At 55.9% G+C, this 14,835-nt stretch carries 9 protein-coding genes; 3 read left to right on the top strand and 6 right to left on the bottom strand.

Annotated features, from left to right (window positions below):
- From FWJ25_RS12825 to FWJ25_RS12815, 3 genes are all read left to right on the top strand, one after another.
- On the top strand, nt 1-114 hold a 114-nt coding region (locus tag FWJ25_RS12825; RefSeq protein ID WP_149600047.1), incomplete at its 5' end, for an integrase core domain-containing protein.
- 145 nt (nt 115-259) lie between these two features.
- On the top strand, nt 260-1,873 hold the full coding sequence (locus tag FWJ25_RS12820) for an FAD-dependent oxidoreductase (protein WP_149600647.1): 1,614 nt from the start codon (nt 260-262) through the stop codon (nt 1,871-1,873).
- A gap of 89 nt (nt 1,874-1,962) precedes the next feature.
- Nucleotides 1,963-3,621 (top strand): acetolactate synthase large subunit, encoded by a 1,659-nt coding sequence (locus FWJ25_RS12815; RefSeq protein WP_149600646.1) that lies wholly within the window; start codon nt 1,963-1,965, stop codon nt 3,619-3,621.
- A gap of 31 nt (nt 3,622-3,652) precedes the next feature.
- Here FWJ25_RS12815 and FWJ25_RS12810 read toward each other — a convergent pair whose 3' ends face one another.
- The 6 genes from FWJ25_RS12810 to FWJ25_RS12785 all read right to left on the bottom strand — a co-directional run bounded on the left by FWJ25_RS12810 (nt 3,653) and on the right by FWJ25_RS12785 (nt 14,811).
- Nucleotides 3,653-5,005, bottom strand: a complete 1,353-nt coding sequence (locus tag FWJ25_RS12810; RefSeq protein ID WP_149600645.1) for a sigma-54-dependent transcriptional regulator — start codon at nt 5,003-5,005, stop codon at nt 3,653-3,655.
- A complete protein-coding gene (locus tag FWJ25_RS12805; RefSeq protein ID WP_149600644.1) occupies nt 5,002-6,816 on the bottom strand; it encodes a sensor histidine kinase in 1,815 nt (604 codons plus the stop codon). Before FWJ25_RS12805 ends, FWJ25_RS12810 begins: the two co-directional genes overlap by 4 nt.
- 103 nt (nt 6,817-6,919) lie before the next feature.
- On the bottom strand, nt 6,920-9,115 hold the full coding sequence (locus tag FWJ25_RS12800; RefSeq protein ID WP_149600643.1) for a TRAP transporter permease: 2,196 nt from the start codon (nt 9,113-9,115) through the stop codon (nt 6,920-6,922).
- A gap of 105 nt (nt 9,116-9,220) precedes the next feature.
- Nucleotides 9,221-10,201: a TAXI family TRAP transporter solute-binding subunit gene (locus FWJ25_RS12795; RefSeq protein WP_149600642.1), complete on the bottom strand. Its 981-nt coding sequence runs from the start codon at nt 10,199-10,201 to the stop codon at nt 9,221-9,223.
- Nucleotides 10,202-10,424: 223 nt separating this feature from the next.
- A complete protein-coding gene (locus tag FWJ25_RS12790) occupies nt 10,425-11,684 on the bottom strand; it encodes a DUF1302 family protein (RefSeq protein ID WP_149600641.1) in 1,260 nt (419 codons plus the stop codon).
- A 1-nt stretch (nt 11,685) separates the two neighbouring features.
- Nucleotides 11,686-14,811 carry an outer membrane lipoprotein-sorting protein gene (locus tag FWJ25_RS12785; RefSeq protein WP_246166812.1) on the bottom strand — a complete coding sequence of 1,042 codons (3,126 nt, stop codon included), beginning with the start codon at nt 14,809-14,811 and terminating at the stop codon, nt 11,686-11,688.
- Nucleotides 14,812-14,835 lie beyond the last annotated feature (24 nt).

Here is a 14,835-nt window from a genome sequence, read left to right as displayed (position 1 = left end):
CTGGCTGAAGCGCGAAAGATGGTCGATCAGTCCGTGCAAATCTATAACACGAGGCGACCTCATCTAGCGCTGAAATACAAAACGCCCGATGCGGTGCACCGGGCGTTTCAATAGAAATAGGTGTAAACCTATTTCAGGACTAGACACTGTTCGTGGAACTTTTCCAGCTTCTGGCCCATCTCGCTGCACAAAAGCCTCATACATGATATATCGTCAGTAAAAACAAATAGAAGCAACACGCGATTAGGGGATAAAGCCCATGTCAGGTGCATATTCTTCAGACATTCTGATCGTCGGTGGCGGGTTGGCGGGTATCGTTACTGCCCTGGAGAGTCTCAGAAACGGCAAATCCGTCACCATCGTCGATCGGGATACACCGGAGCGCTTTGGAGGCCTGGCACTCTGGGCATTCGGTGGTATGGCACTTGTGGGCACGCAGTTGCAGCACCGGATGAAAATACCCGATACGCCGGAACTGGCCCTGCAGGATTGGATACGGTTCGGTGAGTTGTCGCCAGACGACACCTTGCCGATGCAGTGGGCCCGCTACTATGTCGAGAACTCACGCTCCGAAGTCTATGACTGGCTTCAGAACGAAGGCATCAAATTCATGCCTGCCGTGAACTGGGTCGAGCGGGGCAGGTTTGGAGAAGGCAACAGTGTCCCCCGTTACCACATCGTCTGGGGCACTTCCCGGGAACTTGTGCGTTGCCTGACATCCGCTCTGCATCGGGCTAACAGTAGCCAACGCCTAACCCTTCTGCACGAACATCGGGTCATTGAACTGGAACGACAGGCTGGCGCGCTTTCCGGTGCTGTCGCCACCAATGAGCAGACCGGCGAGACCATTCGATTGTCTGCGCCTGTGGTGGTTCTTGCCACCGGAGGACTGAACGGCGAATCAGGGGAGTGTCGCGCAAACTGGCCCGTTGACCGGCCCCGACCTGCCAGCATGCTGAACGGGGCTCACCCTTATGCCGATGGCAAACTGCATCACTGGGCGGAAGACCATATGGGCGCCAGGATTACCCATGCCGGGGAAATGTGGAATTACGCTGCTGGATTCCCCCACCCCTACCCTCACTTCGAGGGACACGGGCTATCCACCATCCCCTGTAAATCAGCACTCTGGTTAAATCACCGGGGCGAACGCATTGGCCCTGAACCTCTGATCACCGGCTTTGACACCCATTGGCTTTGCCAGCAGGTCGCGGCCCAGGAAAAGCCCTGGACCTGGCATTTGCTGAATCGCCGCATTGCCGTCAAGGAGTTCGCTATCTCCGGTGCCGAGCACAATGCCAGAATCCGGGACAAACAGTTCCCTCTGTTCCTCAAGGAGCTGCTGCTGGGCAACACACCTCTAATCAGACAGATGGAGCATGAGAGCAACCACTTTCTGGTGGACGAAACCCTGGAAGGGCTGGCAAAGAAAATGAATTCCCTCACCTGCTCACTGGACGTAGACCCGACAACCCTGAAAGCTACTGCTGATTCATTCGACGCTAACTTTCATAACGGCAGCCAGCTCAACAACGATTCGCAAATCCGAATGATCAGGCATGCCCGCCAATGGGGACCGGACCGTCTTCGCACCTGCAAGCCCGCGCCACTGCAAAAGCCGGGATCGGGGCCCTTCATTGCAATTCACATGCAATTGACTACCCGGAAAAGTCTTGGCGGATTACAGACCGACCTGCAAAGCCGGGTTCTGGACCGAAATGGACATCCCATCCCTGGCCTCTACTGCGTTGGCGAAGCCGCCGGTTTTGGCGGTGGTGGCAGTAATGGCAAGCGCTCCCTGGAGGGAACCTTTCTACCCGGCTGTATCATGACGGCCAGGACCGCCGTCCGCTCCATTCTCCGGGGAGGCTGAAACGATGACATACCCGGCATTGAAGATATCGGACCGGAACACCTGGAAGACCTAACAAAACCTGATCAACACCTGGCTGGAGACCAACAATGACCAACGGCGCACAGGCACTGATGAAAACACTGGTGGATGCAGGCATCGAAGTCTGCTTTACCAATCCCGGCACCAGCGAGATGCACTTTGTAGCGGCCCTGGATGGCGAACCAAAGATGCGCGCCGTTCTGGCCATGTTTGAAGGCGTCGCTACCGGCGCTGCCGATGGTTATGCCCGCATGGCTGACAAACCTGCAGCCACGCTGCTCCACCTCGGTTGCGGTCTGGGAAACGGACTGGCCAACCTGCATAACGCACGCAAAGGCAAAGTCCCCGTTGTAAATATCGTGGGAGACCACGCCACCTATCACGTCAAATACGATGCCCAGCTGCAGTCGGACATTGAGTCCGTCGCCCGTAACGTCTCTCCGGGCTTTGTACGCACATCCAAAAGCACCGGCGAACTCTGCCAGGATGCCGCCGACGCAGTCACCGCCGCACGTGGGCTGCCTGGCCAGGTAGCCACCCTGATCCTGCCTGCCGACGTATCCTGGAGTGAGGGCGGCGTACCCTGCAAGACACCAGCACAATCACCTGCGCCAGTCGCTGATGACACGACCGTGAAGGCCACCGCCGATGCCATTCGCAATGGCCGCAAAACGGCATTCCTGCTGGGCGGCCGGGCCCTGCGCGAACCCGGGTTGATAGCCGCCGCCCGTATTGCTGCCCATAACGGCGTCACCCTCTTTGCGGAGACGTTTCCTACCCGGATCGAACGAGGTGCAGGGTTGCCTCCAGTGGAGCGGATCGCCTACCTGGCCGAACTGGCAACCCTACAGCTTTCGGAATACGACAACCTCATTCTTGTGGACGCCAAGGCGCCGGTGTCGTTCTTTGCGTACCCGGACAAGGACAGCTACCTCGTCCCAGACACCTGTAAAGTCCATACGCTGGCAACTCCCGAGCAGGACAGCGTAGCAAGCCTGAACCTGCTCGCCGACGTGCTGGGTGCCCGTAATGCAACCCCAGTGGTGCAGCCTGCAGCTTGCCCCGGGCGTCCCCGGGGCAAGCTCACCGCCGAGAAGGTTTGTAAGGCTGTAGGACACCTCCTGCCTGAAAACGCCATCATTGTGGACGAGGCGATCACCTCAGGACTGATGCTGAATGCCCTGACCGCCGGTGCACCAAAGCATGACCTGCTCACACTGACTGGAGGCGCTATCGGCCAGGGCCTGCCCAATGCCGTAGGGGCAGCGGTCGCCTGCCCGGACAGGCCGGTTATCGCTCTGATCGGGGATGGCACTGCCATGTACACCATTCAGGCTCTCTGGACCATGGCGCGGGAGACCCTGAATATCACCAGCATCATTTTCAACAATGCGTCGTATTCAATTCTGAACGTGGAACTTGAACGGGTAGGTGCAGAAGAGGCAGGAGACAAGGCAAAATCCCAGCTGGACATCAGCGGGCCAGTGGTCGATTTCGCCCGTCTCGCCCAGGGTATGGGGGTTCACGCCGTACGGGTCACCACCGCAGAGGAAATGGCCAAGGCTCTGGAATACGCACTGAACAATCCCGGCCCCCACCTGATCGAGGCGGTGGTGCCCGAATCGCTCAATGGCGTGAAGAGAAAAGTATTGCCTTGGCTGTTACGAACCTTACCGAGCCTACCCAGGCCCGTCAGCAAGGCTCTCAAGAAGAAAATTGCGCCCTGAAGCGCAACAGCGTTCAGCCGGCAGACAAGGCTCAGTCCTTGAACTGAGCCTTGTCCAGACCGTGCTTTTTCATCTTGTCATACAGCGTCTTGCGCGCGATGCCCAACTGAACCATGGTGTCCTTGATACTGCCATGACAGGCATTCAATGCGCTGATGATGGCCGAACGCTCGAAACCATCCATCATTTCAGTGAGCGTCCTTCGGCCTGAGACGTTTTCTGTGTCCCCCGAACCGGTTTCCTCCAACGCAGCAGGGCCCAGTAACACGTAGCGCTCCGCCAGGTTTCGCAGTTCCCGCACGTTACCCGGCCAGGAATGTTGCATCAACCTCGCCGCCTGTCCTGCATCCAGAGGAATGCTTTCCCGGTCATAGCGGGCGGCGGCAATCAGCACAAAGTGGTGAAACAACATCGGGATATCTTCCTTACGCTCACGCAACGGAGGAATGTCCACTTTCACCACGTTCAATCGGTAATAAAGATCCGAACGGAATTCGCCCTCATCACTCAACGCTTTAAGATCCGCCTTGGTCGCCGCAATGATCCGGACGTCCACGTCCTGAACCTGATTGCTCCCCAGGCGCTCCACCTTCTGCTCTTCCAGAACCCGCAGAAGCTTTACCTGAAGCGCCATCGGCATGCTCTCCACTTCGTCCAGGAACAGCGTTCCCTGATGAGCATGCTCAATTTTACCAATACGCTGCTTTTCAGCACCGGTGAACGCTCCGGCCTCGTGTCCGAAAAGTTCGCTTTCGATCAGGTTCTCCGGCACGGCTCCACAGTTGATCGCCACAAAGTTATGGGCACTGCGGTGACTGTTCTCGTGGATGTATCGAGCCAATGCATCCTTACCGGATCCTGTCTCGCCGTGCAGCAGGATATTGGCGGAAATATCGAGAATAGGATCAATTGTCGCCATCACCTTCTGCATGGTCACCGTGTCCCCGAGGATTCGGGGACCAGGTTTGGCCAGCAGTCTGAGTTGAGCCTTCAAACGGCGGTTTTCCAGGGCCAGTTGCCGCTTTTCCAGAGCATGCCCTAACAGTTCGATCAGTTCATCGTGGTCGAACGGCTTTTCAATAAAATCGTAGGCGCCCTTTTGCATCGCTGACACAGCGGTACTGATGTCGCCTTGCCCGGTCAGTATGATGACCGGTATCGCATCATCCAGAGCCCGGACCCGGTCCAGCAGTTCGAGCCCATCCATACCGGGCATGTTGTAGTCGCACAGGACAACTCCGTCAAAGTCATGGGACATCAGCCCAAGTGCCGAGCGTGCATCCTCAAAGCAGGTCACCGAAAGATCTTCCAGAGCCAGTGCCTGCGCAATTGCCTTCCGGATATGCAGATCATCATCCACAAAAATTACGGCTGGCTCACTCATTCGACGATCTCCCGCTTTTTCAGGGTTAATTCAAACTCGGCTCCCGGGCCGTCCGTCCGGTTCTGGCCTGTGAGCCGTCCGCCCAGGGCATCGACGATCTGACGGGAAATGGAGAGCCCCAGACCAAGCCCCTGCTTGACAGATTTGGTGGTAAAGAAGGGTTCAAATATCTGTTCGCTGTTGGCCGGCAATCCCGAACCGTTATCACGAACCTTGCAGCACCAGTGATCTCCCTGGTCCTCCAGCGTAATCAGAACCTCCGGATGTTCGGCTCCTTCCACAGCCTGTAGGGCATTAGCCAGAAGGTTGACCATCACCTGTTCAATACGGATAAGGTCACCGTGGCACAGGGCCGGAGCCTCCGGCCTCGACCATAGGATAGACACCGCCTCGCTGCTTTCCTGAGCGGCGATAATCTTCAGAGCGGCATCGACTGGCTGTCGGAGATCGACCTCTGCCGGCGGCCCTTCAGATTTGCGGGCAAACACTTTGAACTGCCGGGTCAGCTCAGCCATTTTGTCGCACAGGGAAATAATCTCGCCCAGGTTCTCATCCACCATCTCCGCAGCGCCTTTCTGCAGAAACTTTCGGCTGTTTCGGGCGTATGTCTGAATGGCCGTCAGCGGCTGATTCATTTCGTGATTCAGCCCGGCAGACATCTGCCCCAGTACCGCCAGTTTGGCTGCCTGAATAAGCTCTTGCTGAGTTTCCCGAAGCTCAGTCTGGGTTCGTTCACGTTCGTGGATCTCCTCCAGCAACTGCTCATTAGAGCGCTCAAGATCGGCCGTACGCTCAGCGACGCTCTGTTCCAACTGCTCCCCACGCAAAGACAATTCAGCTTCCCTGCGGTATCGCTCCCGAAGGTACAACCAGGTCAGAAAACACCCGAAAAAAATCGTCAGCCCACCGGCCACAAACGCCAGCCGGGTCCACAGCACTGTTCGGGTACTCACCATCACCTGCAGGGTCCAATCGAGTCTCGGCAGCGCGGTTCGTACGCTCAGATAGTCTTCTGCACCATCGTCATCAAGAATACGGATCGTGCTGGACTGTGACGTAAGCCCCCGAGGCTGACCAACGGTGTCAATATTCATGGGCGCCAGATCCCGGTCGGGATAGCGCAGACGGGTGGCGTCGGCCAGCGGTTTTGTTCGGTCGGCGACAAAATCCCGGTACAGCCAGGCAGGTTTACTGGCCAGAAAGCTGATTCCGGTCTGATCGAGAACCACCATTTCCGCATCTCTCAGCGACGCGGGCCTGTGCCATTGAGACTCCAGCTCATCGACCAGCACCTTGACTGCGATCACCCCCAGTACAGAGCCGGCATCGTCACGGACAGGATGCGAGAAATACAGTCCCCGCACCCCGGACATCATGCCGAGCGCAAAATAGATTGCAGATCCCCCAGTTGCCATCGCGTCCGAGAAATAGGGCCTGTACGAATAATTGCTACCAACAAAGCTGTCAGGCTGCTGATAGTTGTTGGCAGCGATTGTCAGGCCGGTGAGGTCCATCAGGTAGACATCAGAACTGCCAACAATGGTCGCCATTTTCTGCATTTCTTCGTTGGCTTGAAGGATAAGGGCAGGATCGTCAGGACGTTTCAGGGCCTGGGCGAGCAGTGGGTGCTCGGCCATCAGTTCAGGGATAGGAAGGTAACGATTGAGTTCGTTGGCGACCAGTTGGCGATAGCGGAAAGATTCCTCGAGACTCTCCTGCTCCACTTGCCGGTATCCCACCCAGCCGCCCAGCATCCAGGACAGCATCAGGGTGATCAAGAGTATTGCTAACGCGCTAATCCGGTATGACATAAAAGCCCGGTTCCTGCATAAAGCATGCTAGCGTAGCGCCCGGAGCCAGGGAGAACAACTGCCATCAGGCAGCATTCCCCCCGGCTTCAGGTCATTACACTAATCAGGCGGCAGAGAGGCCCGGAGCCCGCTGACGCTGCATGAAGAAAGCAGCAACAGCCAAGGCAACGCCTGTCAGATCCGTCCAGATTCCACCTTCAATCATCAACAGCGCAGAGACGATCAGCATGATTCGAACCATCCAGGGCGCTGCGGAGCGGGCAAACCAGCCCAGAACCCCACCAGACAGCAGGTAGACACCGAACGTGGCCGTGACCAGTGAACGGGCGACTTCGAACCAACCTGCATCCATCAGCAGAGCGCTGTTGTAGAAGAACATGAACGGTACGATAAAGGCCGCAATACCGATACGGAAGGAGGCAACCGATGTTTCCATCGCGTTAGCACCGGAGATACCGGCTGCCGCATAGGACGCCAGGGCCACCGGCGGTGTAATGGCTGACACCACCGCAAAGTAGAACACGAAGAAGTGCGCTGTGAGCGGTTCAATACCCAACTGTACCAGGCCCGGGGCCACAACCGACGCCGCAACCGCGTATGCCGCTGTCGTCGGCATCCCCATACCCAGCAGAATCGATATGAACATGGCAAAGACCAGTGCCAACAGATGACTGTGAGCAGCCACATCCAGTAACAGCACGGAGAAACGGGCACCAACACCTGTCAGAGAAATAACACCCACAATCACACCGGCAGCCGCACAGACCACGATAATCTGAATCGACATCATCGCCGCGATTTCAAGCGCATGCAGTATCTGACGGATACCCATCTTGTTGGGTGAAATCCAGCTCACGACAGCAGCAGAAATCGTTGCCAGGGTACCGGCACGGATAACCGAATAGCCTTGGAACAGGGCCACAATCAGAATAATGATGGGCACAAACAGATACACCTGCTTGGCCAGGCGCCTCAGGTTCGGAAGCTCATCGGCACGCATACCGCGCATGCCCAGTTTCTTCGCCTCAAAGTCCACCATAAAGTAGACAGACGCAAAGTACAGAATCGCCGGAATAATCGCCGCAATGGCAATGTCGGTGTAGGGAATACCGGTGATTTCCGCCATGATAAAGGCGCCGGCACCCATGATCGGAGGCATGATCTGACCACCGGTAGAGGCCGCCGCTTCCACAGCACCCGCAGATTGTTTGCTGTAGCCCACCCGCTTCATCAGTGGGATAGTCAAAGAACCCGTGGACACAACGTTACCGGCACTGGTGCCGTTGATCATTCCCATCAGGCCTGAGGCAAAAATCGCAACCTTGGCAGGACCACCACGGGAACGACCCGCAGCCGCAAAAGCAAAGTTAACGAAGTAATCACCGACTTTTGAAGCCTGCAGGAAGGCCGCAAAGATGATGAACAGAATAATGTAGGTTGAGGACACTGCGGTGGTAGGCCCAAGAATACCAGCGTCGGTATAAACCTGGCTGAAGAAGCGCTGTACAGACAGCCCGGGATAGCCCAGGAAGCCAGGCAGGTACGGGCCGGCAAATACATAAACCAGGAAAACCAGACCAATAACCACCAGAGCCATACCCGCTACACGGCGGGTCATTTCCATAATCAGGGCCGTGCCAGCGATCGCGGCAAAGGAAATGCCGATCGGTGCAAAGGACGTTCCGGTCGACATGCGCATGGCCGTGTTGTAGACCACCAGGAAATAGGCCGCGACAGCGACAGAACAAACCACCAGTACCAGATCAGGAACACTGAACGTGGACCGTTGGCGCTGGTGGAACCAGCTCATCACAATGGCAATACCACTGGCCGCCAGCAACGGCCAACCAAAATGCCAGGTCTCCAGATCAGCCGGAACACGCATGGTTCCATTCTGGAGCAACTGGTAGAACGCAAATGTCTGATAGAGAGCGTAAAGCGCTGGCAGCATAGCCGCAGCACTGATCCATGTGGTCCAGCGATGCTTTGCCGTCCCTTCTTCACCAGAAACGAATCGGGCACCGGCAAACAGAATAAAGCCGAGAATCAGGGCGCCGGCAATGTGCACAATCCGGAAAGACCAGGTTTCCAGAGGTGCAATGTTCAGTGTGTACAAATGGAACGCTGAATAGGCAATGGCCAGCAGCGTTACAAATTTGAGCAGCCCGCCCTCGAACAGCCGGCGATTGCTCTCAACCGGCTCCTCATCCACGTTATGGGCGAGCATATGATCGTCATCAGGTATCGCGTTGGCAGACGATTGCTGAGTACCGTCATCGGGATGTTGTTGTGTGGTCATGATAGAACCTGCTTGCAAAGCATCCGTCCCGGGAAAGAATCGGACGCACAGTTGAACCGGTCGGTTTGTAAGGAGGGCCGCCAATCCAGCCCTCCTCAACACGTATTACTGCTTGATCATGCTGCCTTCGATTTCGTAACCGTTCTCGTTGAACCAACGAGCCGCACCCGGATGCCACGGCAGAACATTGTTCTTGCTGTAGTTCTCAGGCACAGAGTTACGGGCTGCCTTGTGAATGGAGACCATCTTGTCGTTGTTCTCCATGGTCAGCTTGGTGACTTCATAGACGAAGCTTTCCGGCATATCGCAGTTCACCATGGCGAAGTTCCACATGGACACCACACGGGAAGGCTCCTCCAGCGACTGATAAGTGGCTGCCGGGATAATGAATTCGGAGACAGGGAAGCTGTCAGTGACCTTCTTGGCCTCTGCATCGGTCATTCCGATGATGTTCACCTCAGTCTGAACCTCCAGCTGGCTGACCGCTGGAATGGGGATACCAGCCGCAAACGCCACGACGTCGATCAGGCCATCCTGAAGCTGACCACCCAGATCAGACCAGCTGCCGTTGCGGCGCTCGTAGTTCACACCCAGTGCATCCATCATGCGGGGAAAGTAAGTGTCTGACGTGGAACCCGCCGGACCAAAACCAATGGTGGCACCGTCCGGGATGTCAGAGATGGACTTGATGCCGGAGCTGGCCAGAGCCGTCACAGAGAACGGGGTCTCGTACATCGGGAACATGGCGCATACGTTGTCCATCTTCATTCCCGGTGCCAGAGGGCTCTCGCCATCCATGGATTCACGGGCCGGGCCCATAGTGGTCAGGCCGAACTGCAGGTCACCGGTATGAACCAGAGCCATATTCTGCATCGGGCCACCCGTGATTTCTGCACCGCCGGATAATCCCAGATTCTCTGCAACAAAGTTGGCCCAGCCAGAACCATAAGCAAAGTAAGTCCCGCCCTGACTGGCAGTTCCAACAGTGAAGTTTTCCGGCCATCCGGAACGGTCCTGGGCAAATGCTGGGTTGGCAATAGCAAGAGTGGAGGCGAAGGCCGCCGCCATTACGGCTTGGGTTTTCATAGAGAATGCTCCCCGTGTCATTTTGTTTGTTGGGTGCTCGACGAAGCCTTGGGTGGCTCCGGTGGCGTAGAAGGGAGCAAGTAACAGACCAGAATTAAAAAACTGTTTATAATCAATGTGATCGGAAAACAAAACAATTCTGGCAGATGAAAAATGGGTGATTTACCACCCATTTTTTTATCCAAATGTATGGAAACCCACACGAAGGCAGGCTTAATATCCGCTAAAAACTTACGCTAAAGCCAGCCATCAATCGGCTCTCGTCGTGAAACCGTCCAAATGTTCCCGAGGGTTTCCCGTAAAAAAGGTCGGCACCTGTTTTCAAAACCACCCGGGTCGAAACCGCATACTCGGCGCTGAGCTGAATCAGAGAATCCCGGTCGTTCAGGTCGTAAATACAGAGCGCTTCAAGCATCAGTGCATCATTTAACGCATTGCGCCTCACCAACAGTGTGGTTTGTTCCTCTGATCTACGATCATCATCAATCGAGAATCGGTACGTCTGAAAAAACTGTGCGCTTATGAACCAATCACTCACACCACTGTAATCCAGTCCGATCACGTATGAGCCAACGTCTGTATCGGCGACCGTTCCGGTAGCGAAATGGACAATCCGTTGTTTGCTTTCCAGCCCCACTTCACTACGAAAAGTGACATCCCCAAATGGCCTGGAAGCCGTACCACCAATCAGGTGCGAACGATTGTAGTCCGCGAGAATCCTTTGCCGGACGGGATCAAACCGAATCAGCGGATCATCAATAGTGTGGTACAGGTAATTCAAAGAGAGGTCCCAGCTGTTCACAAAGGTAGAGAGCCTCAGACCAAAATCGCTGTCGGCCAGCGAATCAGGGCGATCAACCTCAAGGCGACCATCGCCAAACGGATCCGGAATCAGGGAATAGGCAGCAACGGGCAATGTACTCTCAGCCACTGTACTATCGGGCACCCATACCAGCTGAGCGGTCCAGTCTTGTACCGGAATTTCTGCAAGCGCCGACCATAAAGGGATACGGCGATCTTCAATGTCAGGAAGAATGAACTCCCTGTAGCTCAACGGGTTAACCACATCCAGAACCCGGAGACCGTCCGCCTGCCCCCAGACAATCTGCTGCTTGCCAAGACTTACAAAGGCATCGCCAACATAGCGGTCCCAAAAAAATTCCCTGAGCTCCAGCTCAGTGTGCTCGCTGGGAAAGCCTGCCCGCGTATAACGGGCACGAAACGGCTGCTCTGGCTGCCCCGGATTCAGTTTATCCTGCGCGTCCAGACGCGCCTGCCCCCTCAGGGTCAGACGCGCGCTGGAATCAAATCGCAAAATCCATGTCGGTCGCCAGGCAATTTCCTGCTTCTGCCAGGAACCCGACTCGTGGGCATAGGCCGCCCCAACCTCTACAACGGACAAGTGCTCAACATCCATGGCCTGCGTCGACATCGACATCGCTGACACGGCAGCCAACAAAACAGGGAATTGGCGCAATCGCATATCAATACCCCCGTTTCAGGGCGTTCTGCTCAAATAAACGGGCTGGAACCGATGCGCCGTAGTCCGTGTCGTGGAACTGGATGCGGGTTTGGTGACCGGTTTTCCGGTTGGTGGCTTCAATGTCGATGATGGCCCATATACCATCAATCTGCTCAATACGGCGAGCGTGCACAGTCTTGAGCTCGTTACCCGTTACGTCCCAGTACTCGGTGAGGCGTGGCATCCATATCGAAGAATCAATACGCATCAACACCCGGCCGTAGCCCAGGGCCTGGCTTACCTCTGGCCCCACTGGCGTGGCCTCCACCTTCCAGGTGTGATGCCCATCCACCTCTTCTTCCCCGAGTAACGTAAAGTGATAGTCCTCTGCGGCGATCTTGCTTTCCTTCTTGATTTCCTCGTAGGTAAAGTCGGTTCCCAGAAAGTAGTCGCCCCGGTCGGAAGCCGAGATTCTGCGTACCTTTCGCAATGCCGGCAAGTAGAGCCACTGGTCATCTTCCTGTACCTGATCGGGGTAATCCCAGGTAAGGAAAGCTGTTCCCGCCACCGTGCCCGGACGGGTATAGAAGATGACTGTTTTCTTGGTCTCCCCGAAATAACGTCGAAAAGCCCGGGTCTGCTCCTCACGTACATTGCCCCCTTTATCCGTCAACGTGATGAGCATATCCCGCTGAACAGACATCCCTTCAGGCCGGTCGTTCATCTGCTGAATAACCGCTTCCGCAGTCGGTGGCGTCTCCGTGGCAAAGGCTTTTCCCGCCAGCGTGGCGGCCGCCAACATGGCCAGCAACAGTATTCCCGTTTTCCAGAAGTTTCCTTTCTGACCAAAGATGAAGTTTGGTTCAAACACCAGAGTGATCGCAGGCAACAAAAGCAGGCTGGCCATAAAGGCAACGGAGACCGCCAGTGCCACCAGCATCCCGAAGTTCACAAGGGGTGGGACCTGACTCGTCATCAGCACACCAAACCCCAGTGCAACTGCCAGGAGGTTGAACCAGAGCGCACGCCCGGTTGTGGTGAACATCGAGGAGATCCTCTGCTCACGGGTTTCGACCCCAGGCCTGGACATGACCTCGCGAAGCCGGTCCAGAGTGTGAATAGCAAAGTCCACACTCAAACCGATGGCAATCGCCGCAAACATCGAGGTGCCCACACCCAGCCAGATGCCTTTCGCACCCATCACGGCGTATATCACCAGAATGGACAACCCCACCGGAACGGACGCCATCAAACCTGCAATGACCGACCTGAAGAGCAGTGCAGCCATCAGAAAAACGGCCAGAAATGAAATGATCACACTGTTGGCGTGGGTATCCGCAATACCTTCAATCCAGTGGTAATCCACGTTGATTCGACCGCTGATCTGCGCCGTCACGTCGCCATCAAACGACGATTCGAGGTAGCCCTCAAGCCTCGGAATCAGCGAACGGCTCACCACATAGGAGCCCGTTTTCAGGTTGGCCCGGACCAGTGCCTTTTGCCGCCGCGAGTCCACACGCTCCTCAAAGTCCGTAGGATCGCCGGAAGCCGCATAAAGCAAAAACAGCTGGGCAATCAGGTTCTTGTCATCCGGCAACGAATAGAAGTCGGGGTCATCCTCATTGACGGCCTTGTGCATCTGCTTGATGTAGTCGGCAATGGACGTCGTGCCATAAATCTCTGGCTGCGATTCCAGGAAAGTCTGGAGTTCACTGATCGCGGATAATACCGACGGATCGTAGATACCTTCAGGCTCCGACGTCTCAATGACTATGTCGAGATAATAGGTGCCGTCCATCGCTGCATTGATGGCTTTATCAGCAATGTAAATAGGTTCCTGGGGCTGGAAGTTCTCAATCCGTTCTTCGTTAATCACAACCTTGAGTGCACCCACTCCCGCTCCACCAGCGGTCAGCGCAGCAACAAACAGCACGGCTTTCGGATACCTGACAGAGATCACACCAAGTACAGAGACCAGCCCCCGGGCAGAACCGCCAGACAGGCGGCGACGGAAACTCCGGCTGGGCCGGAGCCTGAAAAAAGACAACAATGAAGGCGTCACGAATAGCGTTAAAAGGCCCGCCATGATGACCGCGAAGGCACCAAAAATGCCGAAGTACTGCAGTGGAGGCATATCATTGGTGGCATACAACGCCAGGAACCCGGCGGCCGTCGTCAGGGTCGTCAACGTCACCGGGCGCCACATACCCGACATTGCAGTAGCAATCGCTTCGGCATGGGTGAGCTCAGAGTCACTGGCCAGGGCGTCGTAGTATTCGGAAAAAATATGAATGGAATCGGCGACCGCGATACCGATCATGCAGACGATCAGACCATTGGTGATGACATAGAATTCTGCCCCACCCAGCACCATAGCCCCGAGGGTTGCCGCAACTGTACCGACGACAATCAGATTGGGAATCAACGCGGCTCGCAGGGTGAAAAAAGCGGCAACCAGCACCAGCGTGATAATCAGACCGGCCATTGGATTCAGGCGCTTGGCGTCACGATCAACGTATTCTGACAGGTACCCGGCTACCGCCCCCTCGCCCGCCACATGGATCTGGTCCGGCCTTGCCGGTGCCCGCTCGATCAACTGCATGACCGCCTGATAAGTCGCCTCAGCCTGGCCCTGGTCCAACAGCTCAGCAACGATGATGGTCACGGAGCCATCTTCTGCAACCAGACTGCCCTGATACAAAGGAAAGCTTTTAATACTGCGCTCGATCCATCCGATGTGTTCTTTGTCCAGCGGGCCATCGAGAAACTCCCTGATCTCCATACCGAGGGTATCACCCTGAATATTCGATTCCGTCGCCAGGCTTGTAATGCCCTGAGGATCGATATTCGGCACAGAAACCAACTGCTCACTCAACCAACGCACCAGCTTGAGACTTTGTGCGTTATAGATACCGTTCGCGCCTTCATTCCGCACCGCGAGCACCAGCGGGTCCTTCAGGTTGAATATCTGTTCGACGGCTTCCCGATAGATCAGAGCCGGCTCGTTTTCGTCGATAAAAGCATCGGCCTGAGTGTTTTTTTTCAGGCCTCCGAGCTGACTCCCAAGACCGCCTATAACCAGCAGCGAAACAACCAGAGCGACCCAGCGGTAACGTATCACCTGCATAAAGAATTGAAATGCTGACATCTTACCCTCCATAGTGCATATACA

It is taken from the genome of Marinobacter salinexigens (assembly GCF_008370345.1).
GTDB lineage: Bacteria > Pseudomonadota > Gammaproteobacteria > Pseudomonadales > Oleiphilaceae > Marinobacter > Marinobacter salinexigens.
Note: the sequence above shows the minus strand (reverse complement) of the source record. Positions and strands in the feature narration are given on the sequence as shown.